The sequence below is a fragment of the Pseudomonas sp. CCNWLW23 genome (genome assembly GCF_037095675.1).
Lineage (GTDB): Bacteria > Pseudomonadota > Gammaproteobacteria > Pseudomonadales > Pseudomonadaceae > Aquipseudomonas > Aquipseudomonas atacamensis.
Window position 1 is genome coordinate 127394 of record NZ_JBAWKM010000015.1, and the last position, 22810, is coordinate 150203.

The 22810-nt window shown below is 58.5% G+C and carries 21 protein-coding genes and 4 tRNA genes; 7 read left to right on the top strand and 18 right to left on the bottom strand.

Annotated elements, in window-relative coordinates:
• Nucleotides 1-3: 3 nt before the first annotated feature.
• Nucleotides 4-1044 carry an AraC family transcriptional regulator gene (locus tag V8J63_RS19195; protein ID WP_122612105.1) on the top strand — a complete coding sequence of 347 codons (1041 nt, stop codon included), beginning with the start codon at nt 4-6 and terminating at the stop codon, nt 1042-1044.
• A 387-nt stretch (nt 1045-1431) separates the two neighbouring features.
• Here V8J63_RS19195 and V8J63_RS19200 read toward each other — a convergent pair whose 3' ends face one another.
• From V8J63_RS19200 to V8J63_RS19255, 11 genes are all read right to left on the bottom strand, one after another.
• Entirely contained in the window at nt 1432-2286 is an 855-nt protein-coding gene (locus V8J63_RS19200) for a DUF2242 domain-containing protein (RefSeq protein WP_110600741.1), read from the bottom strand.
• Nucleotides 2287-3031: 745 nt separating this feature from the next.
• Entirely contained in the window at nt 3032-4903 is a 1872-nt protein-coding gene (locus tag V8J63_RS19210) for a SurA N-terminal domain-containing protein (protein WP_110646902.1), read from the bottom strand.
• Between the two features lie 227 nt (nt 4904-5130).
• Entirely contained in the window at nt 5131-5403 is a 273-nt protein-coding gene (locus V8J63_RS19215) for an HU family DNA-binding protein (protein ID WP_016775333.1), read from the bottom strand.
• Between the two features lie 149 nt (nt 5404-5552).
• Entirely contained in the window at nt 5553-7949 is a 2397-nt protein-coding gene (gene lon, locus V8J63_RS19220) for an endopeptidase La (RefSeq protein ID WP_016775334.1), read from the bottom strand.
• A 163-nt stretch (nt 7950-8112) separates the two neighbouring features.
• Nucleotides 8113-9396: an ATP-dependent Clp protease ATP-binding subunit ClpX gene (clpX, locus tag V8J63_RS19225; protein ID WP_016775335.1), complete on the bottom strand. Its 1284-nt coding sequence runs from the start codon at nt 9394-9396 to the stop codon at nt 8113-8115.
• Between the two features lie 112 nt (nt 9397-9508).
• Nucleotides 9509-10144, bottom strand: a complete 636-nt coding sequence (gene clpP, locus V8J63_RS19230) for an ATP-dependent Clp endopeptidase proteolytic subunit ClpP (RefSeq protein WP_016775336.1) — start codon at nt 10142-10144, stop codon at nt 9509-9511.
• Between the two features lie 92 nt (nt 10145-10236).
• A complete protein-coding gene (gene tig / locus V8J63_RS19235; RefSeq protein WP_016775337.1) occupies nt 10237-11547 on the bottom strand; it encodes a trigger factor in 1311 nt (436 codons plus the stop codon).
• Between the two features lie 401 nt (nt 11548-11948).
• Nucleotides 11949-12024: transfer RNA gene (locus V8J63_RS19240), tRNA-His, on the bottom strand.
• Nucleotides 12025-12101: 77 nt separating this feature from the next.
• Nucleotides 12102-12186: transfer RNA gene (locus V8J63_RS19245), tRNA-Leu, on the bottom strand.
• Nucleotides 12187-12243: 57 nt separating this feature from the next.
• Nucleotides 12244-12319: transfer RNA gene (locus V8J63_RS19250), tRNA-His, on the bottom strand.
• Between the two features lie 32 nt (nt 12320-12351).
• Nucleotides 12352-12428, bottom strand: a tRNA-Arg gene (locus V8J63_RS19255).
• A gap of 275 nt (nt 12429-12703) precedes the next feature.
• Between V8J63_RS19255 and folD the strand changes: the two genes are divergently transcribed.
• Nucleotides 12704-13558: a bifunctional methylenetetrahydrofolate dehydrogenase/methenyltetrahydrofolate cyclohydrolase FolD gene (gene folD, locus V8J63_RS19260; RefSeq protein ID WP_110600737.1), complete on the top strand. Its 855-nt coding sequence runs from the start codon at nt 12704-12706 to the stop codon at nt 13556-13558.
• A gap of 230 nt (nt 13559-13788) precedes the next feature.
• Complete coding sequence (gene pbpG / locus V8J63_RS19265; protein WP_016775339.1) at nt 13789-14727, top strand: D-alanyl-D-alanine endopeptidase; 939 nt, start codon at nt 13789-13791, stop codon at nt 14725-14727.
• Between the two features lie 54 nt (nt 14728-14781).
• On the opposite strand, the gene V8J63_RS19270 is transcribed toward pbpG, so the two are convergent.
• From V8J63_RS19270 to V8J63_RS19280, 3 genes are all read right to left on the bottom strand, one after another.
• On the bottom strand, nt 14782-14988 hold the full coding sequence (locus V8J63_RS19270; RefSeq protein ID WP_016775340.1) for a hypothetical protein: 207 nt from the start codon (nt 14986-14988) through the stop codon (nt 14782-14784).
• 12 nt (nt 14989-15000) lie between these two features.
• Nucleotides 15001-15207: a DUF6021 family protein gene (locus V8J63_RS19275; protein WP_024013462.1), complete on the bottom strand. Its 207-nt coding sequence runs from the start codon at nt 15205-15207 to the stop codon at nt 15001-15003.
• 90 nt (nt 15208-15297) lie between these two features.
• The gene (locus V8J63_RS19280; RefSeq protein WP_024013463.1) at nt 15298-15969 is read right to left on the bottom strand and encodes a peptidase C39 family protein; all 672 of its coding nucleotides are present in this window, start codon (nt 15967-15969) and stop codon (nt 15298-15300) included.
• Between the two features lie 235 nt (nt 15970-16204).
• On the opposite strand from V8J63_RS19280, the gene V8J63_RS19285 reads away from it, so the two are divergent.
• Nucleotides 16205-16372 carry a hypothetical protein gene (locus V8J63_RS19285; RefSeq protein WP_024013464.1) on the top strand — a complete coding sequence of 56 codons (168 nt, stop codon included), beginning with the start codon at nt 16205-16207 and terminating at the stop codon, nt 16370-16372.
• 126 nt (nt 16373-16498) lie between these two features.
• Here the strand turns inward: V8J63_RS19285 and V8J63_RS19290 are convergent, their stop codons facing one another.
• Nucleotides 16499-17248: a TerC family protein gene (locus tag V8J63_RS19290; RefSeq protein ID WP_016775343.1), complete on the bottom strand. Its 750-nt coding sequence runs from the start codon at nt 17246-17248 to the stop codon at nt 16499-16501.
• A gap of 29 nt (nt 17249-17277) precedes the next feature.
• Nucleotides 17278-17520, bottom strand: a complete 243-nt coding sequence (locus V8J63_RS19295; protein ID WP_024013465.1) for a hypothetical protein — start codon at nt 17518-17520, stop codon at nt 17278-17280.
• Nucleotides 17521-17653: 133 nt separating this feature from the next.
• Here V8J63_RS19295 and nhaR point away from each other — a divergent pair, with 133 nt between their 5' ends.
• Entirely contained in the window at nt 17654-18553 is a 900-nt protein-coding gene (gene nhaR, locus V8J63_RS19300; RefSeq protein WP_130889170.1) for a transcriptional activator NhaR, read from the top strand.
• Here nhaR and V8J63_RS19305 read toward each other — a convergent pair.
• Nucleotides 18548-19705, bottom strand: a complete 1158-nt coding sequence (locus V8J63_RS19305) for an MFS transporter (RefSeq protein WP_024013467.1) — start codon at nt 19703-19705, stop codon at nt 18548-18550. The two genes, nhaR and V8J63_RS19305, sit on opposite strands and share 6 nt — an antisense overlap.
• Nucleotides 19706-20011: 306 nt before the next feature.
• Here V8J63_RS19305 and sstT point away from each other — a divergent pair, with 306 nt between their 5' ends.
• Nucleotides 20012-21244, top strand: a complete 1233-nt coding sequence (gene sstT, locus V8J63_RS19310; protein WP_125927603.1) for a serine/threonine transporter SstT — start codon at nt 20012-20014, stop codon at nt 21242-21244.
• 158 nt (nt 21245-21402) lie between these two features.
• Here the strand turns inward: sstT and V8J63_RS19315 are convergent, their stop codons facing one another.
• A complete protein-coding gene (locus V8J63_RS19315) occupies nt 21403-21912 on the bottom strand; it encodes a DUF1993 domain-containing protein (RefSeq protein ID WP_016775348.1) in 510 nt (169 codons plus the stop codon).
• A 125-nt stretch (nt 21913-22037) separates the two neighbouring features.
• On the opposite strand from V8J63_RS19315, the gene V8J63_RS19320 reads away from it, so the two are divergent.
• The gene (locus V8J63_RS19320) at nt 22038-22682 is read left to right on the top strand and encodes a YceH family protein (RefSeq protein WP_125927601.1); all 645 of its coding nucleotides are present in this window, start codon (nt 22038-22040) and stop codon (nt 22680-22682) included.
• Nucleotides 22683-22810 lie beyond the last annotated feature (128 nt).

The window sequence follows — 22810 nt, forward strand, 5'->3', positions numbered from 1 at the left end:
ACCATGAAGCCGCAGCCGATGCGCCTCGGGGATCTGTCGGTGGGCTTCGTCCACAGTCTGGCCGACGCCGTGCGCAGCCACGACGCCGATCCGCTGCCTCTGCTCGAGCAATACGGCCTCGATGCCGCGCGACTGGCCGAGGCCGGGGCACGCTTGTCGATCCCGCGTTACATGCGCCTGGGCCATGCGGCGATTCAACTGACCGGCGATCCGGCCCTGGGCCTGCGCATGGGCCGGATGATCCGCTTGAATCAGGCTGGGCTGGCCGGCATCACCGCCGCGCAAGCACCCACCGTGCGCGAAGCGGCCCGCTGCCTGACGCGCTTCGAACCGCTATACGGTTCCAACTATCGCGGGCAGTCCAGTTTCCACGAAGACGCCAACGGTGCGTGGCTGCGCTTCTACTCGATCAGCCCGTACAACGCCTATAACCGCTTCGTGGTCGACTCGATCCTCGCCGGCTGGCTGCATCAGTTGTCGAGCCTGTGCGGCGAAACGTTGCGCGCCGAGAGAATCGAAATCGAATTCGAAGCGCCGGATTACCGCGACGCCTACACAATGCTTGGCGACTGCCCGATCCAGTTCAGCGCCGAACGCAATCAGCTGCGCCTGAGCCTGAACAGCCTTGCCCTGCGCAACCCTGAACATTGCCCGAGCACCTGGCGACATCTGCTGCAATTGTGCGAGCGGGAGCTGGAACAACTGACCCGCACCCGCAGCCTGCGCGAGCGCATCACTCAGTTGCTCGGCCCGCTGCTGAACGGCGGCCGCGAGCCAGATCTCGAGGAAGTCGCGGCACGCCTGAAACTGCCGACCTGGACCCTGCGGCGCAAACTAGCAGAGGAAGGCACGCAATTTCGCGCGATCCTCAATGACACACGCCGCGATTTGGCGATGACCTACATCCGCGACACCGAACTGGCGTTCGGCGAAATCGCCTACCTGCTGGGCTTTGCCTCAGCTGAAGCCTTCCAGCGTGCATTCAAACGCTGGAGCGGGCAGACGCCCGGCGAATCCCGACGAAATTACCGCTCGGGAGCCTGAAGCTCAGAGCTCCGTCGCGTCGTCTGCAGGCTCTGGTTGATCCAGCTCAAAGGCCTGGTATTCGAGCAGTTCTTCCTGATACTCATCCATCGTATGAATCCCCCGACTACTCGCTATGAAAATGGCCTGATCAATCGACCTGTGCCCCGAGCATAAAGTGCCCGTGTGAAGGAAAAGTGAAACGCAGCCTTCATGAATAAAACGTAGCAGGTGGCTGGGGATTTATCGCGGCGATGATGTCGCAGGTATGTAACCAGATCTTAAGCCAACCCGAAAACCACTGTGGGAGCGAGCCTGCTCGCGAAGGCGGTGTCTCAGTCTGATCATCTGTCGACTGATACACCGCTTCGCGAGCAGGCTCGCTCCCACAGGGTCTCGCTTGGTTTCTTATTGGCCCGACGCAGGCATCGCCGGAATCGGCTCGGACGGTGGAGGAATATCCGGGTTGGTCGGTGGCGTGATGGTTTCGCTGGCCGGCGCGGGCTCTTCCACGGGCGCTGGCGCAGGCGTAATCGGCGTCGACTCCGCTGGCGGTACCACCGGCTCGGAACTCACCGGCGCGGCTTCAATCGGGGCCGGTGCAGGTTCCGCAACCGGCGCAGGGGCCGGTTCTGCTGCCGGTGTCGGCACCAGAGGCGCAGGTGCAGGTGCCGCTTTTGGTTCTGGCACACCAAGATCGGTTTTCGGCTTTTCTTCGATGTGTGCAGCTTTCTTCGCATCGGCGGGCAGGAACTGCTCTACCAGAGTGAAGAAGCGCTCGTAGAACTTCTGCGCCGTGACCGTCTCACTGGCGACCTTGACCATCGAATCATCCGAGGAGCCGATCGGCATCGACACCGAGCCCAACACACCAACCCCGAGGCTGGCCGAGTTGTTGGTCTTCTTCAACGCATAACGATCCTGCAAGGCGTTGGCGAACACCGTCGCATGATGGCCGGCGCTGCCATCTTCGGCGCAGACCACGTTGAAGCTGATCTCGAGATGGGTCTCGCCGGTCTGCTGGAAGCTCTTGTGACCGCTGACCAGCTTCGGATCACTGCTGGTAATGATGTAGCCCTGACTGAGCAACGCGCGCCGGGCCGCTTCGCAACTGGCGGTGTCGGTCACCGGATAATTGCGCGAAAAGGTGCCGGAGTCATCGAAGTTCTCATGCTCATAGATCGGCTTGTCCTTCGAACAACCGGCCACCGCAGTCAACAAAAGCGCCAGCCCGACAACACGCATGGGAGTGGAAATCAACATTGAACATCCTGAGGGAAAACAGTCCGGGGCGTATTGTGCAACAGATCGCCGCCCCATGGCGCATGGAATAGTGTCAAGAATCGGTTACAACTTTACCGGTCATGAGCGCCAGGAAAAAGCCGCGTGGACAAATGATCGATCAACGCGCGCAATTTCGCCGTGGCTTGTCGGCTCGACGGCCACAACACCCTAGCCGCCCGACGTGTTCTAAACGCCAAGGGACGGTGTATATCCAAGAATCAGGTCGGCTGTCAGGCCGCCTTCGCGAGCAGGCTCGCTCCCACAGAAAAGCAAAGCAGCGCAGCTGCCCGCGGCAAAGCCGACCCACTCAACAATGAGCGCAAGCTCGAGTGCTTCTGATCTTGCTTTTGATCCATCGGCGACGTCGGAAGGCTGAGCGGAGGGATTGATCCGGGTGTGGGAGCGTAGCGACCGTCTGGCGCAGCCAGACACAGCGGAAGGAGGTGCAGCGAAGCAAACCGGAGCCGCTGCGCCCGGATCGATCCCGCAGCGAAGGAACCCGAGCCTGCGAGGGCCGAACGTAGGAGCAAGCCTTTTCGGTTACCTTTTCGGCGTTTGGAAAAGGTGACCCGCCGTAAGGGCGGAACCGTAATCAGCAACCCCGCAGCAACGGATATTCACCCAAACCACCCAGAGCATGGCCGGCCCAAAGGCCGCCAAGCCACCAAAAACAAAAAAGCCCCGACCAACCAGGCCGGGGCTCCTTCAAACGTCAGTCAAAAGATCAGAACCGCTCGATCTCCGCCTCAGCTTCCAACTGCTTGCGATACGCCGCAAAGTCCTGCTGCCCTTCACGGGAAGCCAGGAAGCGACGATATTGCGCCTTCTCTTCATCAGTAGGCGCGGCAGCTTCGTTAACACCGTTGAGTCGCACAACCATCAGACTGCCATCCGGCAACGTAACACTGGAGAACGTCGGCTTGTCCTTGGCAGCCGGCTTCGGCATCCGGAACAGTGCCTGCAGCACAGCCGGATCAACCCCTTCCTGACCACGGGTGGCCGCTTCGGTGATCTTCCAGTTCTGACCGTCAATGGCCTTGTCCAGCGGCGCCTTGCCATCGCGCAGATCAGCGATCAGCTTCTCGGCACGGGTCTTGGCCTCGGCACTGGCGTGCTCCTTGGTCAGCTGAGTGCGGATCGCCGCGCTCACACTTTCCAGCGGCAGTTGCGCAGGCTTCAGGTGCTCCTTGGAACGCAGCACGATCACGGTTTCCGGGTCCAGCTCGATGGCGGTGCTGTTGGCACCTTCATCAATCACTTCCGGACTGAAAGCGGCAGTGACCACGGCACGGTTGGCTGCAACACCTTCGCCACCTTCACGGCCGAACGGTTTGGAAGTGTGCACGGTCAGTTTCAGATCCGCTGCTGGCTGCGCCAAGTCAGAGGCTTCGAACGCCGAGTCTTCCAGTTGCTTGGTCGCCTCAACGAAACGCTGCTCGACCTGAGCGGCTTTCAGCTCGCGGGTCAGCTTGTCTTTCAGGCTGGCCAGGGTCGGCACTTCAGGCGCTTCCACGCCCAACAGCTTGATCAGGTGATAACCGAAGTCGGTACGAATCGGCTCGGACACCTGGTCTTTCGACAAGGAGTACAGCGCTTTTTCAAAAGCTGGATCGTAAACGCCAGGACCGGCATAACCAAGGTCACCGCCATTGTTGGCGGAACCCGGGTCCTGCGAGAACTCTTTGGCCAGCGCTTCGAACTTCTCGCCCTTGGCCAGACGCGCCTGGACTTCGTCGATCTTCGCCTTAGCCTGCGCTTCGGTAGTCTTGTCGTTCACTTCGATGAGGATGTGCGCGGCACGACGCTGTTCCGCCAGGTTGGCGATCTCTTTCTGGTACGCCGCCTCAAGGTCTTCATCCTTGACCGCAACCTGATCAAAGAACGACGACTTCTTCAGCTCGACGTAATCGATGATCACCTGATCCGGCGTCATGAATTCCTTGGCGTGTTCGTCGTAGTAAGCCTTGACCTCGTCATCGGTCAGCTTGACCGCAGCCGGGTCGGCCTTGACGTTCAGAGTGGCGAAATCACGGGTCTGTTTTTCCAGACGGGCGAATGCCAGCACTTCGGCGTCGGTGACGAAACCGCTGCCGGCAACGCCAGCGCGCAATTGGCCGATGAGCATTTCCTGAGCCAGCATCTGGCGGAACTGCATGCGGCTGTAGCCCAGTTGACGGATCACCTGGTCGAAACGCTCGGAGCTGAACTTGCCATCGACCTGGAATTCAGGCGTCTGCAGGATCACTTGATCCAGCGCGGCTTCGGAGAACGAGAACTTCGCCTGTTCGGCGCCTTGCAGCAGCAACTTGCGGTCGATCAGGCCTTTGAGCGCCGATTCGCGCAGCATCTTTTCGTCGAGCAAGGAAGCATCGAAGTCCTTGCCCAGCTGTTGCATCAGCTGACGGCGTTGCATATCAACGGCCTGGCTCAGCTCGTTCTGGCTGATTTCGTCACCGTTGACCTTGGCCGCCTCGTTCTTGTGAGTCGTGGCCTGGAAAATGGCATCGAAACCGGTCAGGGCCATCAGTGCAACGATGACCCCGATAATGGTCTTGGCAATCCAGCCTTGTGAATTGTCCCTGATATTCTGCAGCATGCGTCCCCCAGAAACGGTTGAACTTCAATTTAGGCAACCGTGGAGCGTGGGTAGAATCCGGATAGAAGAAAGGCGCATCCGAGGATGCGCCTTCTCGTAACTGGCGGAGCGGACAGGGCTCGAACCCTCGATCCCGGCGTTACAGGTGGCTCTTTCAGCCACCTGCTCTACCGCTCCGCTGCCAAGTCAGGCTTGACCCCGACCCGGATGGGTAAAAACCTGGAAACTCAGTTAACAGCTTCTTTCAGCGCTTTACCGGCTTTGAAACCTGGCTTCTTGGCAGCCGGGATTTCCAGAGACTTGCCGGTTTGCGGGTTGCGACCGGTACGAGCCGGACGGTCAGTCACGGAGAAAGTACCGAAACCAACCAGAACAACGGAGTCGCCAGCCTTCAGAGCGCCAGTGACGGATTCGATTACAGCGTCCAGCGCACGGCCAGCAGCAGCTTTCGGGATATCAGCGGATGCAGCGATAGCATCAATCAGTTCCGACTTGTTCACTCTAAGTCCCCTTATATCTATTTTGAGATGTTTCTAAGTTTTTTGGTGAAAGCAAAAACGAGTGCTGAATGGCCTACAGACACTTAAGAGCCGCTTTATAACAAGGGCTCTAAAATGCTGTCAAGGAAAGCCCCCCAGGCTAAAACGTATTAATGCGTGCTAATTCTTTCCTTGGCATCAGACTCGCGTTTTTCGTCCTTGGCAACTATCTCCGGAGCCACATCCGGCAAGGGCTCCGGCGCGTATTGCAGCGCAATTTGCAGGACCTCGTCAATCCATTTAACCGGTTTGATCTGCAGATCCTGCTTGATATTGTCAGGAATCTCCTTCAGATCGCGGACGTTTTCTTCCGGAATAATCACAATCTTGATTCCGCCGCGATGTGCCGCCAGCAGTTTTTCTTTCAAACCGCCAATTGCCAACACCTGACCACGCAAAGTGATCTCACCGGTCATGGCGACATCGGCGCGCACCGGAATGCCGGTCAATGCCGAGACCAGCGCGGTGCACATGCCCACGCCAGCGCTAGGGCCGTCTTTCGGCGTAGCACCTTCCGGCATGTGAATATGGGTGTCGCGCTTCTCGTGGAAGTCCAGCGGGATGCCCAGGCTCTTGGCGCGGCTGCGCACAACGGTCTGTGCGGCAGTGATCGATTCGACCATCACATCACCGAGCGAACCGGTCTTGATCAGTTGCCCTTTACCCGGAATCACTGCGGCTTCGATGGTCAGCAATTCGCCGCCAACCTGAGTCCACGCCAGGCCAGTCACCTGCCCCACCTGATCCTGCTGCTCGGCCAGGCCGTAGCGGAACTTGCGCACGCCGAGGAAATGCTCGAGCAGATCAGCTGTCACTTTTACCGAGAAGCGTTTTTCCAGCGCATGCTCTTTCACTGCCTTGCGGCAGACCTTGGCGATCTGCCGCTCGAGGCCCCGCACGCCCGCTTCACGGGTGTAATAACGGATGATGTCGCGGATGGCTTCCTCGTCGAACTCCAGCTCGCCCTTCTTCAGACCATTGGCGGCGATCTGTTTCGGCGAGAGGTATTTCACGGCGATGTTGATCTTCTCGTCTTCGGTGTAACCCGGCAGACGGATGACTTCCATCCGGTCCAGCAGCGCTGGCGGGATGTTCATCGAGTTCGAGGTGCACAGGAACATCACATCAGAGAGGTCGTAATCGACTTCCAGATAGTGATCGTTGAAGTTGTGGTTTTGCTCGGGATCAAGCACTTCCAGCAACGCCGACGCCGGGTCGCCACGCATGTCGCTGCCCATCTTGTCGATTTCATCGAGCAGGAACAGCGGGTTGCGTACGCCCACTTTTGTCATCTTTTGAATCAATCTTCCCGGCATCGAACCGATGTAGGTCCGGCGGTGACCACGAATTTCCGCTTCGTCACGCACGCCGCCCAAGGCCATACGTACGAATTTACGGTTGGTGGCATGGGCAATCGATTCCGCCAGCGAGGTTTTACCCACGCCTGGTGGACCGACCAGGCACAACACCGGGCCACGGATTTTCTTCACGCGCTTCTGCACGGCGAGGTATTCAAGGATGCGCTCCTTGACCTCTTCGAGGCCGTAGTGATCGGCGTCGAGAATGTCTTCTGCACGGGCCAGGTCGAGGCGTACTTTGCTCTGCGCCTTCCACGGCACCTGCACCAGCCAGTCGATGTAGGAACGCACCACGGTGGCTTCAGCCGACATCGGCGACATCTGCTTGAGCTTGTTCAGCTCGGCAGTCGCCTTTGCCAGCGCGTCTTTCGGCAGGCCGGCAGCATCGATGCGCTTTTTCAGCTCTTCGATTTCGTTGTGGCCTTCGTCGCCGTCACCGAGTTCTTTCTGAATGGCCTTCATCTGCTCATTCAGGTAGTACTCGCGCTGACTGCGCTCCATTTGCTTTTTGACGCGACCGCGAATGCGTTTTTCAACCTGCAGCAGGTCGATTTCGGCATCCAGCAGCGCCAGCACGTGTTCGACACGGGCCGACAGATCGATGATCTCGAGGATTTCCTGCTTCTGCTCGATTTTCAGCGCCATGTGCGCGGCCATGGTGTCGACCAGACGACCCGGCTCATCGATGCTGTTGAGCGACGACAGGACTTCAGCCGGAACCTTCTTGCCCAGCTGGACGTATTGTTCGAACTGCGACAGCAGTGTGCGCACGAAGACTTCCGACTCGCGCTCGGCGGCGTCGACTTCTTCGATCAGAGACACTTCGGCGCGGCAGTGGCCATCGACTTCGCTGAAGCGCTCGACAGTACCACGCTGCTCGCCTTCGACCAGAACCTTGACGGTGCCGTCAGGCAGCTTCAGCAGTTGCAGAACCGTGGCAATTGTACCTACGCGATAGAGAGCGTCTTCACCGGGATCATCGTCAGCCGGGTTTCGCTGGGCCAGCAGCAGAATCTGCTTGTCACCCGTCATCGCTGCCTCGAGGGCTTCGATGGATTTCTCGCGCCCCACGAACAGCGGGATAACCATGTGCGGATAAACCACGACATCACGCAATGGCAGGAGAGGCAATTCGATGGTTGTCTTCATGATTTCGCCTCTACGGCGGCCGTATGGCCGTAATCAGATGGAATTAAGCTTAAAACCAAGATGGGGGCTGCCTCGAAAAAAAACAAGCGCAAAGCGGAGGTAAAAAACGACTTAAAAAAAAAGAGGCCCGAAGGCCCCTTCTTTGTTGCGGCGCTGTGAACGCTTACGCGTCCGGCGCTGCCTTGGCCGTCGGCTCACTGTTTTCGTAGATATACAGTGGCTTGGACTTGCCTTCGATCACGCTTTCATCGATCACGACTTTGCTCACCTCGGACTGCGAGGGGATCTCATACATCGTGTCGAGCAATACACCTTCGAGAATCGAACGCAGGCCACGGGCACCGGTTTTACGTTCCAGGGCACGCTTGGCGACCGATTTCAGCGCGTCGGAGCGGAATTCCAGATCCACGCCTTCCATCTCGAACAGCTTGGCATACTGTTTGGTCAGAGCATTTTTTGGCTCGGTGAGGATTTGCATCAGCGCAGCCTCGTCGAGCTCGTCCAGTGTCGCCAGGACCGGCAGACGACCGACGAATTCCGGGATCAGACCGAACTTGACCAGATCGTCAGGCTCGACTTCACGCAGGGATTCACCAACCTTCTTGCCCTCTTCCTTGCTGCGCACTTCGGCGTTGAAGCCGATGCCGCCTTTGGTGGAACGGTTCTGAATGACCTTTTCCAGGCCGGAGAACGCACCACCGCAGATGAACAGGATGTTACGGGTGTCGACCTGCAGGAATTCCTGCTGCGGATGCTTGCGGCCACCTTGCGGCGGTACCGAAGCGACCGTGCCTTCGATCAACTTGAGCAAGGCCTGCTGCACGCCTTCACCGGAAACATCACGGGTGATCGACGGGTTGTCGGACTTGCGGGAAATCTTGTCGATTTCATCGATGTAGACAATGCCCATCTGGGCTTTCTCTACGTCGTAATCGCACTTCTGCAGCAGCTTCTGAATGATGTTCTCGACATCTTCACCCACGTAACCTGCCTCGGTGAGGGTGGTTGCGTCAGCGATCGTGAACGGAACGTTCAGCAAGCGGGCCAGTGTTTCGGCCAGCAGGGTTTTACCGGAGCCTGTCGGGCCGATCAGCAGGATGTTGCTCTTGCCGAGTTCGACGTCGTCAGCCTTTTTGTCACGCTGGTTCAGGCGCTTGTAGTGGTTGTACACCGCTACGGCCAAAACCTTTTTCGCACGCTCCTGACCAATGACGTACTGGTCAAGGATGCCGCTGATTTCTTTAGGCGAAGGCAATTTATGCGCGCTGCTTTCGGCCTGTGCTTCCTGCACCTCCTCGCGGATGATGTCATTGCACAGGTCGACGCACTCGTCGCAGATAAAGACCGAGGGGCCGGCAATCAATTTGCGCACTTCATGCTGGCTTTTGCCACAGAAGGAGCAATAGAGCAGCTTGCCGTTGTCCTCGCCGTTGCGGGTGTCAGTCATTCGTTCGATCCAAATCCGATAGGCTTGCAACACAAGATGAAGGCTATTGCGGGCTTTTTCAAGCCCGCCGCTGATCGGACGTGCCGATCAGGCCTGTTTTGCGCTGCTTATATTAAGCTGGACGCTGGTTGATCACTTCGTCGATCAGGCCGTATTCCTTCGCAGCTTCGGCACTCATGAAGTTGTCGCGATTGGTATCGCGCTCGATTTCTTCCAGAGTACGGCCGCTGTGCTTGGCCATCAGCATGTTCAGACGCTCGCGGATGAAGAGGATTTCCTTGGCGTGGATTTCGATGTCCGACGCCTGGCCCTGGAAACCGCCCAGTGGCTGGTGAATCATCACGCGCGAGTTCGGCAGGCAGAAACGCTTGCCCGGTGCACCTGCGGTGAGCAGGAATGCACCCATGCTGCAGGCCTGACCGATGCAGGTGGTCGATACGTTCGGCTTGATGAACTGCATGGTGTCGTAGATCGACATGCCGGCAGTCACCGAACCGCCCGGCGAGTTGATGTACAGATGGATGTCCTTGTCCGGGTTTTCCGCTTCAAGGAACAGCAGTTGCGCACAGATCAGGTTGGCCATGTAGTCCTCTACCGGGCCCACCAGAAAGATCACTCGCTCCTTGAGCAGGCGCGAGTAGATGTCGTAGGCGCGTTCGCCACGAGCGGACTGCTCGACAACCATCGGGACCAGGCCGCCAGCGGCCTGGATATCAGAGTTCTGCTGAATATAAGAATTACGGAACATGCTCTGCAGTCGCTCCCAAATAGTTATGTCTTGAATACGCATAAGCCAGCTCGAGAGCTGGCTTATGGTGTGCACTTCTAACGCAAAATCAATCAGTCGGCTGCTGGAGCTTCTACCGGCTTGACTGCTTCTTCGTAGGAGACCGATTTGTCGGTCACACTAGCTTTCTGCAGAACAGTATCCACAACTTGTTCTTCCAGCACAACCGAACGCACTTCGTTCAGTTGCTGCTCGTTTTTGTAGTACCACGACACGACCTGCTCTGGCTCCTGGTAAGCGGAAGCCATTTCCTGAATCATTTCGCGAACGCGAGCTTCGTCAGGCTTGAGGTCGAACTGCTTGACCACTTCAGCAACGATCAGGCCCAGCACGACGCGGCGCTTGGCTTGTTCTTCGAACAGCTCGGCCGGCAGTTGGTCTGGCTTGATGTTGCCGCCGAACTGCTGAACAGCCTGCACGCGCAGACGGTCAACTTCGTTGGACAGCAGAGCCTTTGGCACTTCGATCGGGTTGGTGGCCAGCAGACCGTCCATTACCTGATTCTTGACCTTGGATTTGATCGCCTGACGCAGTTCACGCTCCATGTTCTTGCGAACTTCGGTGCGGAAACCGTCGATGCCGCTTTCCTTGATGCCGAATTGAGCGAAGAACTCTTCGTTCAGCTCAGGCAGCTTAGGCTCGGACACAGTGTTGACGGTCACGGTGAACTCGGCGGTTTTGCCAGCCAGGTCCAGGTTCTGATAGTCCTCAGGGAAGGTCAGGTTCAGAACGCGCTCTTCGCCAGCCTTAGCGCCAACCAGGCCTTCTTCGAAGCCCGGGATCATGCGGCCGGAACCCAGTACCAGCTGAGTGCCCTTGGCGGAGCCGCCAGCGAATACTTCGCCGTCAACCTTGCCAACGAAATCGATGTTCAGCTGATCTTCGTTCTGCGCGGCACGGTCGGCCACTTCGAAACGGGTGTTCTGCTTGCGCAGGATGTCGAGCATCTTGTCCAGGTCAGCGTCAGCCACTTCAGCGCTCAGACGCTCAACGGTGATGCCTTCGAAGCCAGCAACGGTGAACTCAGGGAAGACTTCGAATACAGCAACGTATTCCAGATCCTTGCCCGCTTCGAGCGACTTTGGCTCGATCGAAGGCGAACCGGCAGGGTTGAGCTTTTGCTCGACCACAGCTTCGTAGAAGGAAGACTGGATGACGTCGCCTACCGCTTCCTGACGCGCATCAGCACCGAAACGGCGCTTGATTTCGCTCATTGGCACTTTGCCTGGACGGAAGCCAGCAATTTTGGCCTTTTGGGCAGTCTGCTGCAGACGCTTGTTGACCTGAGTCTCGATGCGCTCTGCCGGCACGGTGACGCTCATGCGGCGCTCGAGAGCAGTAGTATTTTCAACAGAAACTTGCATGGATATTCCTCGTTGCACAGACGTTAGCCGGCCGTTTCCGACCCCAGAATCAAGGGCATGCATTCTAGTGGGTCAAACTCAAGAAGTCACCCTACTGGAAACGGGTAAAAAAACAGCAGGCAATTTATAGGGAGCGCCGCACGAATGCCGTGCACTCCACTGGCGAATACAAGCGATCACGTCAGGGCTCTGCAGCAACGCTTCTATATATAGAAGCAACTATCAAATCCGCCCCGACAGACGTTCCGGCAAAACCGGAACGACGAGCAGTTCAGCGTCATCCGATCCTTTAAAAGCGATGAAGTGCCCTGCCCTGCGCTTCGAAATCGGCCATGGCCGGATTTCGAAACCGCTAAAACAAAAAAGGCGCCAGACTGTTAAATCTGGCGCCTTTCGGAATATGGGGTGGACGATGGGGATCGAACCCACGACAACGGGAGTCACAATCCCGTGCTCTACCAACTGAGCTACGCCCACCATATTGCGTAACAAAAAAGCCAAACAACTTCTTTGTCGAAACTGCATCAGGCCCGAGGCACAGATGAAGCTTTATTTGGTGCGGATGAAGAGACTCGAACTCTTACGCCTCGCGGCGCTGGAACCTAAATCCAGTGTGTCTACCAATTCCACCACATCCGCGGATGAAGCTTTTAAAGCAAAGGCGCCAGACCGTTAAATCTGGCGCCTTTCGAAATATGGGGTGGACGATGGGGATCGAACCCACGACAACGGGAGTCACAATCCCGTGCTCTACCAACTGAGCTACGCCCACCATATCGCGTTACTTGTGCCAAAGCTGCCTAATGGCGCACCCGGCAGGACTCGAACCTGCGACCATCCGCTTAGAAGGCGGATGCTCTATCCAGCTGAGCTACGGGCGCCTTGTTAATCTGTACTCTTAAAGGACTACAAACTAAGTGCTTTCCAGCGTCGCAGAACCTTGATTCCGCTCCACCTTCTTAACCAGTGCTAGGCTGTGCCCGACAAGTGCGACGAATAGTATAGAGGGCTCCAAAGGTCGTCAAATCCTTTTTGAAAAAAATTCATTTAATTAAAGGAGTTAGAGGAATTTGCTGACCAAGCGCCTTTGCCCTCACCGCTCGACATGCGAGAATGCGTTCTCATTTTTTCCCCTCTCGATGGTTAATCACGCGCAATGACTGCACAACTAATCGACGGCAAATCGATCGCCGCCAGCCTGCGCCAGCAGATCGCCCAACGAGTTGCCGAGCGTCGCCAGCAAGGCCTGCGCACCCCCGGCCTCGCGGTGATCCTGGTCGGCAGCGATCCTGCCTCTCAGGTTTATGTCTCGCACAAGCGTAAAGACTGTGAAGAGGTTGGCTTCCTCTCTCAAGCCTACGACCTGCCCTCCGACACCACTCAGGAAGCCCTGACCGATCTGATCGATCGCCTTAATGACGATCCGGCCATCGACGGCGTGCTCCTGCAGTTGCCTCTGCCCGAACACCTCGATGCGTCCAAGCTGCTGGAACGCATCCGCCCGGACAAAGACGTCGACGGCTTCCACCCGTACAACGTCGGTCGCCTGGCCCAGCGCATCCCGCTCCTGCGCCCCTGCACCCCGAAAGGCATCATGACCTTGCTGGAAAGCACTGGTGCTGATCTTTACGGGATGGACGCGGTAGTCGTGGGCGCCTCGAATATCGTCGGTCGCCCGATGGCTATGGAGCTGCTGCTGGCCGGCTGCACCGTCACTGTCACTCACCGCTTCACCAAGGACCTGGCCGGTCACGTCGGTCGTGCCGATCTGGTAGTCGTTGCCGCCGGCAAACCGGGCCTGGTCAAAGGCGAGTGGATCAAGGAAGGCGCGATCGTGATCGACGTCGGCATCAACCGTCAGGAAGACGGCAAACTGGTCGGTGACGTCGTCTACGAAACCGCCCTGCCCCGCGCTGGCTGGATCACTCCGGTACCGGGCGGCGTCGGCCCGATGACCCGCGCCTGCCTGCTGGAAAACACCCTCTACGCGGCAGAAACCCTGCACGTCTGACCGGTTTTTTCCGCCGCATCAGAACCCCGACTCGTGCGGGGTTTTTAATGCCTGAGAAAAAACTTCAACCGTTCGCCGGAAACCGCTCTTTTAACAGGCCTTTTCACGAGATTTTCAGGTCTTACAAACAACCATCGACAGTTCTTCAGCCATACTCCTAAAATGCGCCGGTTTTAAGAAATAACCCGTTACAAACTAACGGTATATCCAACCTTTTAGAGTTCGCCCGCGTGAAAATTCGTCTCTCGATTCTGAGCCTGTTGTTTGCTGTTACAGGCACATTCATCACGCCAACGATCAACGCTGCGGAAACCACCGCTGTCCCACGTGACGCTTCGACTTTGAAGATCGCGTCCGGCAGCGCCCTGCTTATGGATATGCAGACCAATAAAGTCATCTATTCCAGCAACCCTGACGTGATCGTGCCGATCGCTTCCGTCAGCAAGTTGATGACGGGCCTGGTCGTGGTAGAAGCTCGACAGAACATGGACGAATGGATCGATGTCGACATCAGGAACACTCCGGAAATGAAGGGCGTGTTCTCCCGGGTCAAACTCAAGAGTGAGCTGCCGCGCCGCGAGATGCTGCTGATCGCCTTGATGTCCTCGGAAAACCGCGCTGCCGCCAGCCTCGCCCATCACTATCCGGGCGGCTACGCTGCTTTTATCGCGGCAATGAACGCCAAGGCCAAGGCGCTGGGCATGACCAGCACGCACTTTGTCGAGCCGACCGGCTTGTCGGAGCGCAACGTTTCCACCGCCCGCGACCTGAGCAAACTGCTGGTGGCTGCGCACAAGCAACCGCTTCTGGTGCAACTGACCACCACCAAGGAAAAAACCGTGGCGTTCCGCAAGCCCAACTACACCCTGGGCTTCCGCAATACCGACCACTTGGTCAATAAGGCCGATTGGGACATCAAGATCACCAAGACCGGCTTCACCAACCCGGCCGGCCATTGCCTGGTGCTGGTGACGAAGATGGGCAACCGTCCGGTCGCCCTGGTGATTCTCGATGCGTTTGGCAAATACACGCATTTTGCCGATGCCAGCCGCATCCGCAGCTGGGTGGAAACCGGGCGCAGCGCCAGTGTTCCTGCGGTGGCACAGCAATACAAAGCCGACAAGAACCTCAAGAGCCGTCAGAGCGGCGTGGTTGAGGCGGCCAAGTAAATCCAGCGTTCATGAAAAAGCCCCGAATCTTCGGGGCTTTTTTTCGTCTGCGCATCAGTCGTTGGGCAGCGGCATCTTGTCGTCATCGGGGATGCCATCGCCCGAGCTCGGCTCTGGCGAAACCTCCGGCGTCAGCACATTGGGCCGGGCCAGCGGGTCACGCATCGGGCTGTCCGGGTCCAGCACCGGATCAACCTCAGGCTCCGGCGTGGTCGGCACGCTGTCAGGTTTGTGGTCATCGAAGCTTGAATCGGTACTCATACGCACCTCACATCAAGGTTTCAGATCGGCTAACGGATCATAGGGCTTGGCCGGTTTCTTCGGATCTTCACCGGGCTCGACATCCAGCGGCGCTTTAGCCGGACCGACCGGATCGACTTGCGGATCGTCAAGGTCCGGCGAATCCGGATCGAATCCCAGATCATCACCCGAGGAATGTTCGGACGAGTGCGGGCCTTTCGGGTTTGGGGAATCTGCCATGTTGCCTCCTTGATTCACCCGCGAAGCACGGGCATTAATCTTCAGAGGCTGGCCGGGCGCAGTCGTGCCCGGCAGATGACGAACGGAGGTTTATTGCGCTGCCAGAGCCTTTCGCGCCTGCGCCGCAGCGTTTTCTTCACCGGCCTGGGCCAGTTCATCGGCGGCTTTCAGCCAACGGGAGCGGTCGACGGCTGCCGGGATCTGCGACGGTTTCTGAATCAGGATCGCCCAGCCACCGGCCTTTTCGAGCGCTGCTTGAAAGCTGGCGAAATCCATCAACTGCCGACGGTTCATGCCGGCGCGCAGCAGGACCTTCTGTTTATTGCGATCGTAGCCGGACAGGATCGCGTAACGCGGCTCGGCCCAGAATGCCGAACCTTCACTGAAACGCACCATGACCGGGTAGCCCGCTGCGACCTGGGTCAGCAAGGCCGGCAGCTTGCTGTCGAGCGGATAAACCACCAGACCGTACTCGCGGGCGAGGTTCTGCATGTTCTGCTGCAGCTTGTCCTCAGCGCCCGGCAAGTGCAGCGGTTTTTCCAGAAGGCCTGGGGTGATGACGATGCCTTGTTGCGACAGCAGACTGGCGAGTACCTGCGGCCCACTCTGGTTGGCTTCGCCACGATAGAAGGTGCCACTGAGCTCAACCCGCTCCGGCAAGCGCTTGACTTCCGGGGCCACGTTGCCCGCGCATCCGCTCAGCACCACCGCGCAAACGCCGGCAAGCAACGCTCCGCGCACTCGAGAAAATACCTGCACCATCAATCACTCTCTTCCAGACGCCGGTCATCGTGTTCCGGCAACGCCAGCGATCATAGAGCCGCACCCGCCTGCGGTATAGCCTTAAACCGCAGACTCTGCGATTGCATAGAGCAAACTGATTGGTGACTAACGACCTTTGGTCAATAGCTTGAAACACCCCATTGACTAGACTGTCACTGAAATAGAGCGAATTGCGAAAAGCGGGCGCCCGATGCAGGGCGAAGAGGAGGCACCAATGAGCCTGACCATGACCATCGTGATGTTGATAGCCGGCTGGCTGGCCGTGGCGACTGCCATGTTGTGGGGCGTGCTGCGGATTTCGCGACGCCATCATCATCCGGTGCAGACGATGCCGGTTGAGAAGACAGAGAAGCACCCAGTGCGGCACATTGCTGCGCATTGAAGACCAACAAGGTCTTCCCCTCATGCGAGCGCTCAGCAGCACCAAGCTCTCGACAACTCAGCAAAAGGTGAATAAAAAAACCGCCTGAGCTCAACCAGCCCAGGCGGTTTTTTGTGTTCTCAGCAATTACGCCTGCTGAGCAACCTTCTTCTGCTTCGCCCGGCGCGACAGCATGTTCAACACCTCAATGCCCGCCGAGAACGCCATGGCCGCGTACACATAGCCTTTCGGTACGTGGGCGCCGAAGCCTTCGGCGATCAGCGTCATGCCGATCATGATCAGGAAGCCCAGCGCCAGCATGACCACCGTCGGGTTATCGTTGATGAACTTGGCCAGCGGATCAGCCGCGAGCAGCATCACCAGCACCGACACCACCACCGCGATGATCATGATCGGCAAGTGTTCGGTCATGCCGACAGCGGTAATGATGCTGTCGATCGAGAACACCATGTCGAGCATCAGGATCTGACCGATAGCTGCGGCAAAACCAAGCGTTACGGTCGAAGTCGCTGTTTTCGGGTCTTCCGGCGACGGGTCCATGCTGTGATGGATCTCGGTCGTGGCTTTCCACACCAGGAACAGGCCACCGGCGATCAGGATCATGTCCTTCCAGGAGAACGCCTGGCCAAGGATTTCGATCACAGGCTCGGTCAACTGCACGATGAATGCGATGGTGCTCAACAACGCCAGACGCAGAATCAGGGCCATGCCGATACCGATACGGCGCGCCTTCTGCCGATGCTGTTCGGGCAGCTTGTTGGTCAGGATCGAAATAAAGATCAGGTTATCGATGCCAAGCACGATTTCCATTACCACCAGTGTGGCCAAAGCAACCCAAGCGGTGGGGCTGGCGGCGAGTTCTAACAGATATTCCATGGGTCAGTCCTGACTCTGTGTAAGACGGTTTAGATGGTCTTGGAGGAAGATTCGGATTCTTCCGCTTGTTTTTCCGGTGTTTCTTTTTTCTCGATCAAACCACCGGTGGCATCACTGAGCGCTTGCTCAGCGGCTTTATGGGTGTCGTCAATCGCTTGCTTGGCAGTTTCAGCCGCCGCGCCCATCAGTTGCTGGGCGCTTTTTTCCGCCTGATCACAACCGGCCAGAACCAGTAAAGACGCAAACATCACTGCGGGAAATGTGTATTTCATAAGGTTTCCTTCGAATGAACAGACAGGCGCACACACCGGCCGTCGATGGCTGGGCATTCTAGGGAGATGAACACTTCAGGAAAATTCGTATTTTTAGCGGCTATACTTCGGTTTTCACGAAGTGGCGACCGATATGCTCAATTACCGACAACTGCATTACTTCTGGGTTGTAGCCAAAACCGGCAGCATCGTCCGCGCCTGCGAGCAGCTGAACCTGACGCCACAGACCATCAGCGGACAGATCTCACTGCTTGAACAAACCTATGGCGTGGACTTGTTTCGCCGGGTTGGCCGCCAGTTGGAGCTCACCGAAGCCGGGCGCCAGGCCCTGCCCTACGCTGAGCAGATGTTTCAGTTGGGCGGCGAGCTGGAGCTGATGCTGCGTGCGCAGCCCAACGAGCAGCAGATCCTCTTTCGCGTCGGGGTGGCCGACGTGGTGCCCAAATCGATTGTTTATCGCCTGATCGCGCCGACCATGGAATTGAGCGAGCCGCTGCGCATCACCTGCCGCGAGGACAAACTCGAACGCCTGCTCGCCGATCTGGCCATTCAGCGTCTGGATCTGGTGATTTCCGACAGCCCGATGCCCTCGCATCTGGACATCAAAGGCTACAGCCAGAAGCTCGGTGAGTGCGGAATCAGTTTCTTCGCCACCGCCGAACTCGCCGCGCAGTATGGCCAGGATTTCCCGCGCAGCCTGCACGGCGCGCCGCTGTTGATTCCCGGCGCGGAAACCGTGGTGCGCAGCCGTTTGCAGCGCTGGTTCGCCGAACAGCAGATCCAGCCGCAGATTGTCGGCGAATTCGATGACAGTGCTTTGATGCAGGCCTTCGGCCAATCCGGCAGCGGGATCTTTATCGGTCCGAGCGTGATTGCCGAGGAAGTGAAGCGCCAGTACGGCGTCGAGTTGATCGGCCAGACCGACGCGGTGAGCGAGTCGTTCTATGCCATTTCGGTGGAACGCAAGGTCAAGCACCCTGGCATCGTAGCGATTACCGAGGGTGCCCGACGCGAGCTGTTTACCGGGTTATGAAGCGCAGACTTCACGCGGCTTCAGCGTCATCAGCACCATGGCGAGGAACACCGACAGCAAAATGAAGCCGGCAGCGGCAAAGCCCAAGAAGCCCAGCCCGGCACTGTCGATCACCCGGCCGCCGACCATCGCGCCCAGACCAATGCCGAGATTGGCCCCGGCGATGTTCAGCGACGCGGCGAAGGCCGGCGCTTCCGGTGCGGCTTTCATCAGGCGCACATGGCTGACCAGGAACAGCGCCGCCTGAGTCACGCCCCAGATGCCCATCGCCACCGCCAGACCCACTGGCGAATGAATGTTCGGCACCAGCGAAACCATGCCGGCGATCATGAACGCACAGAACAACACCGACGCCCCCAGCGGATGCCGATCCACCGCTCGCCCACCGAGCGAGTTGCCGATCAGCCCGACTGCGCCAAACGCCATCAGGCACCAACCGACCACGGTGCCGTTGAAACCGGCAAGTCGTTCGAGGATGTCAGCAAGGTAGGTGTAAGCGGTGAACATGCCGCTGAACACCAGAATCGACAACAAGATATGGCCGAGCATCAGCGGGCTGCGCAGGATCTTGAACTGCGAACGGAAGCTGACCTGATGCTGGTGCAGACTGGTTTTCGGCAGGTAGACAAACAGCAGCAAGGCTTTGGCAAACGCGATCAACGCCAGAATGCCGAATGCGCTGCGCCAGCCGAACGCGTCGGAAATCAGCGTGCCGACCGGAATGCCGAACACCGTGGCGCAGACGATACCGAAGCCGATCTTGGCGATGGCGCGGCCGGCGAAATCCGGGCCGACGATGTCGACGGCGGTTTCACTGGCCAATGCCCAGAATACTGGCAAACCCAACGCCGGAATCAACCGTGCGATGGCCATCACCCAGATATTCGGCGCCAACGCTGCAACGGTATTGGCCAGACCGAACATGATCAGAATGCTGATGAACAGTTTGCGCCGTTCAAAACGGGCGAAATAAGCGGTCAGGAACGGGCCGAACAGCGCCACGGTAAAGGCGAACAAGGTCACCAGCAGCCCCGCTTGCGGGATGCTGACTTCGAGGTCTCGGGCAATCGCCGGCAACAGGCCGACAATGACGAATTCCGTGGTCAGCACCGTGAACCCGGCGGCGGACAACAGAAGAATAGGCAACAGCATGCGCGACTCCAGCAAAACGACGACACCAGCGTTGACCCGGAGGCCCGCTGGCAGAACTTGAAAATGAGGATGGCGAAGCTTAACAGACTGCGTCCGCACTGAGTTGCCCAAAACTGCCGATCTGCCGGGCCGATCCGGTGGCAGATCGTCACAGGCCTGAAGGTTCACGCCTACGCTGTGATAAAGTCCGCGCCCTGAAAATCGTACAGCTATTCAACGTGCCGTTTGGCGGCGTTGATGTCACTTCGACAGGCGTTTCGTGACTGCCCACGACGCTTCGCACCCTATAAAAACAGAGATGCCGCTATGACCGCTTCATCCCCTTCGTTACTGCAACGCCTGAAACGCCTGAGTCTGGTGACCCAGATCGTCATTGGTCTGATCGCCGGTATTGCCCTGGCCCTGATTGCACCGGAGCTGGCGAGGTCCACCGCGTTCATCGGCAAGGTGTTTGTCTCGGCGTTGAAAGCCGTGGCGCCGATTCTGGTGTTCGTGCTGGTGATGGCCTCGATCGCCAACCACAAGCACGGTCAGGAAACCCACATCCGCCCGATCCTGTTCCTCTACCTGCTGGGTACATTCAGCGCTGCGGTGGTGGCCGTGGTCGCCAGCATGGCGTTCCCGTCGAATCTGGTGTTATCGACCGAGAACGTTGCCGTGACTGCGCCCGGCGGCATCGGCGAAGTGCTGCAAAGCCTGTTGCTGAGCGTCGTCGACAACCCGGTCAGCGCACTGATGAATGCCAACTTCATCGGCATTCTGGCCTGGGCGATCGGCATGGGCATTGCCATCCGCCACGCTGGCGACACCACTCGCGAGGTACTGGGTGACTTGTCCAATGGCGTCACCGTGATCGTCCGCGTGGTCATTCGCTTCGCGCCGCTGGGCATTTTCGGCCTGGTCGCGTCGACACTGGCCACCTCCGGTTTCGGCGCGCTGCTCGGATACGCGCACCTGCTGGCGGTGCTGCTGGGCTGCATGCTGTTCGTCGCGCTGGTGATGAACCCGCTGATCGTGTTCTGGAAGCTGCGCCGCAATCCGTACCCGTTGACCCTGATGTGCCTGCGCGAAAGCGGCATCACCGCGTTCTTCACCCGCAGCTCGGCGGCAAACATTCCGGTCAACCTGGAATTGAGCAAGCGCCTGGGCCTGCACGAAGACACCTACTCGGTATCGATCCCGCTCGGCGCGACCATCAACATGGCCGGTGCGGCGATCACCATTACCGTGCTGACCCTGGCGGCGGTGCACACCTTGGGCATCGCTGTGGACATTCCGACCGCAATCCTGCTCAGCGTCGTCGCAGCCATTTGCGCCTGTGGTGCTTCGGGTGTGGCCGGTGGGTCGCTGCTGCTGATTCCGCTGGCGTGCAGCCTGTTCGGCATCCCGAGCGAGATCGCCATGCAGGTCGTGGCGGTGGGCTTCATTATTGGCGTGCTGCAGGATTCGGCGGAGACCGCGCTGAACTCGTCGACTGACGTGCTGTTTACAGCGGCGGCTTGCCTGGGCGAAGAAGAGAAGGCTCAGCGTACGGCGTAACCGCCTTACCTTGTGGGAGCGAGCCTGCTCGCGAAAGGGGCGAGACATTCAGCATTAATATCGCCTGATACGCCGCATTCGCGAGCAGGCTCGCTCCCACAGGAAAACAAAAGCCCGCCAAGGCGCGAACCTTGGCGGGCTTTTTCGTATCCGAGTGTTTAGAACGCACCCATGTAATCGCGCTTGCCCACTTCCACGCCGTTATGACGCAGCAACGCATAGGTGGTGGTGACGTGGAAGAAGAACTGCGGCAAGCCGTAAGTCAGCAGATACGCCTGACCACTGAAGCGCTTCTCTTTCGGCGTGCCCGGACGGGTGACGATTTCGATGCCTTCCTTGCCATCGATCTGCTCTGGCTTGATCTCGCCGATGAAGGCCAGGACCTTGGCGATCAACGCTTGCAGCTCGGCGAAGGTGGTTTCAGTGTCGTCGTACTTCGGCAGTTCGACTTCGGCCAGACGCGCCGACACGCCTTTGGCGAAATCCACGGCGATCTGCACCTGGCGCACCAGCGGGAACATGTCCGGGTACAGACGCGCTTGCAGGAAGACGCTCTGGTCGATGTTTTTCGCGCTGGCGTGGGCTTCGGCCTTTTTCAGCACATCGCTCAGGGCGTTGAGCATTTGTTGAAAAACCGGGACGGATGCGGCGTACAGTGAAATGGTCATGGCAATCTCATGTGATGGCTGGGTAATACGTGGTGGCGATTATAGCCATGCTTGATGAGCACACGGCTTGCCTTTTGTTTGGCAAGGATTAGGCTAGGCGGCTTCGACTGCAGAGGGAACGCGCGATGAGCAACGAACAAGAATCCACCTCCGACCAGCCACGGCTCAATGCCACGGAAATCCGCATTCTCGGTGCGCTGATCGAAAAACAGGCCACCAGCCCGGAAACCTATCCGCTGACCCTCAACGCGCTGGTGCTGGCCTGCAATCAGAAAACCAGCCGCGAACCGGTAATGAACCTCAATCAAGGCCAGGTCGGCCAGAGCTTGCGGGCGCTGGAGGGGCGTGGTTTTACCCGGCTGGTGATGGGCAGCCGTGCCGACCGCTGGGAGCACAAGGTCGACAAGGCGCTGGAACTGGTGCCGGCACAGGTGATTCTGACGGGTCTGATGTTTCTGCGCGGTCCGCAGACCGTCAACGAACTGCTGACCCGCAGCGGACGCATGCACGAGTTCGAGGACGCCGAGCAGGTCGTGCATCAGCTTGAACGCCTGATCGCACGCGGCCTGGCGGTGTTGATTCCGCGTCAGGCCGGGCAGCGTGAGGATCGCTACACCCATGCCTTGGGCGATCCGGCAGATATCGAAGCGATCCTGGCGGCGCGGCAGAATCCTGGGGAGCGCTCGAGCGCTGGCGTTTCCCTGGAGCGTATCGAGGAACTGGAAGCGCGGATCGCAGCGCTGGAAGAACGCCTGGCCCGCCTCGAATAACCACCGCAAAGCCATTGTGGGAGCGAGCCTGCTCGCGAAAGCGTAGTGTCAGTCACCACGATCTCGGATGACCCGCCGCCTTCGCGAGCAGGCTCGCTCCCACAGGATCTGCGCGATATTCAGCTGCC

Coding starts and splice junctions, on each gene's coding strand:
- V8J63_RS19195 (WP_122612105.1), top strand. CDS start 4: ATGAAGCCGCAGCCGATGCGCCTCGGGGATCTGTCGGTGGGCTTCGTC.
- V8J63_RS19200 (WP_110600741.1), bottom strand. CDS start 2,286: ATGTTGATTTCCACTCCCATGCGTGTTGTCGGGCTGGCGCTTTTGTTG.
- V8J63_RS19210 (WP_110646902.1), bottom strand. CDS start 4,903: ATGCTGCAGAATATCAGGGACAATTCACAAGGCTGGATTGCCAAGACC.
- lon (WP_016775334.1), bottom strand. CDS start 7,949: ATGAAGACAACCATCGAATTGCCTCTCCTGCCATTGCGTGATGTCGTG.
- clpX (WP_016775335.1), bottom strand. CDS start 9,396: ATGACTGACACCCGCAACGGCGAGGACAACGGCAAGCTGCTCTATTGC.
- clpP (WP_016775336.1), bottom strand. CDS start 10,144: ATGTTCCGTAATTCTTATATTCAGCAGAACTCTGATATCCAGGCCGCT.
- tig (WP_016775337.1), bottom strand. CDS start 11,547: ATGCAAGTTTCTGTTGAAAATACTACTGCTCTCGAGCGCCGCATGAGC.
- folD (WP_110600737.1), top strand. CDS start 12,704: ATGACTGCACAACTAATCGACGGCAAATCGATCGCCGCCAGCCTGCGC.
- V8J63_RS19270 (WP_016775340.1), bottom strand. CDS start 14,988: ATGAGTACCGATTCAAGCTTCGATGACCACAAACCTGACAGCGTGCCG.
- V8J63_RS19275 (WP_024013462.1), bottom strand. CDS start 15,207: ATGGCAGATTCCCCAAACCCGAAAGGCCCGCACTCGTCCGAACATTCC.
- V8J63_RS19280 (WP_024013463.1), bottom strand. CDS start 15,969: ATGGTGCAGGTATTTTCTCGAGTGCGCGGAGCGTTGCTTGCCGGCGTT.
- V8J63_RS19285 (WP_024013464.1), top strand. CDS start 16,205: ATGAGCCTGACCATGACCATCGTGATGTTGATAGCCGGCTGGCTGGCC.
- V8J63_RS19290 (WP_016775343.1), bottom strand. CDS start 17,248: ATGGAATATCTGTTAGAACTCGCCGCCAGCCCCACCGCTTGGGTTGCT.
- V8J63_RS19295 (WP_024013465.1), bottom strand. CDS start 17,520: ATGAAATACACATTTCCCGCAGTGATGTTTGCGTCTTTACTGGTTCTG.
- nhaR (WP_130889170.1), top strand. CDS start 17,654: ATGCTCAATTACCGACAACTGCATTACTTCTGGGTTGTAGCCAAAACC.
- V8J63_RS19305 (WP_024013467.1), bottom strand. CDS start 19,705: ATGCTGTTGCCTATTCTTCTGTTGTCCGCCGCCGGGTTCACGGTGCTG.
- sstT (WP_125927603.1), top strand. CDS start 20,012: ATGACCGCTTCATCCCCTTCGTTACTGCAACGCCTGAAACGCCTGAGT.
- V8J63_RS19315 (WP_016775348.1), bottom strand. CDS start 21,912: ATGACCATTTCACTGTACGCCGCATCCGTCCCGGTTTTTCAACAAATG.
- V8J63_RS19320 (WP_125927601.1), top strand. CDS start 22,038: ATGAGCAACGAACAAGAATCCACCTCCGACCAGCCACGGCTCAATGCC.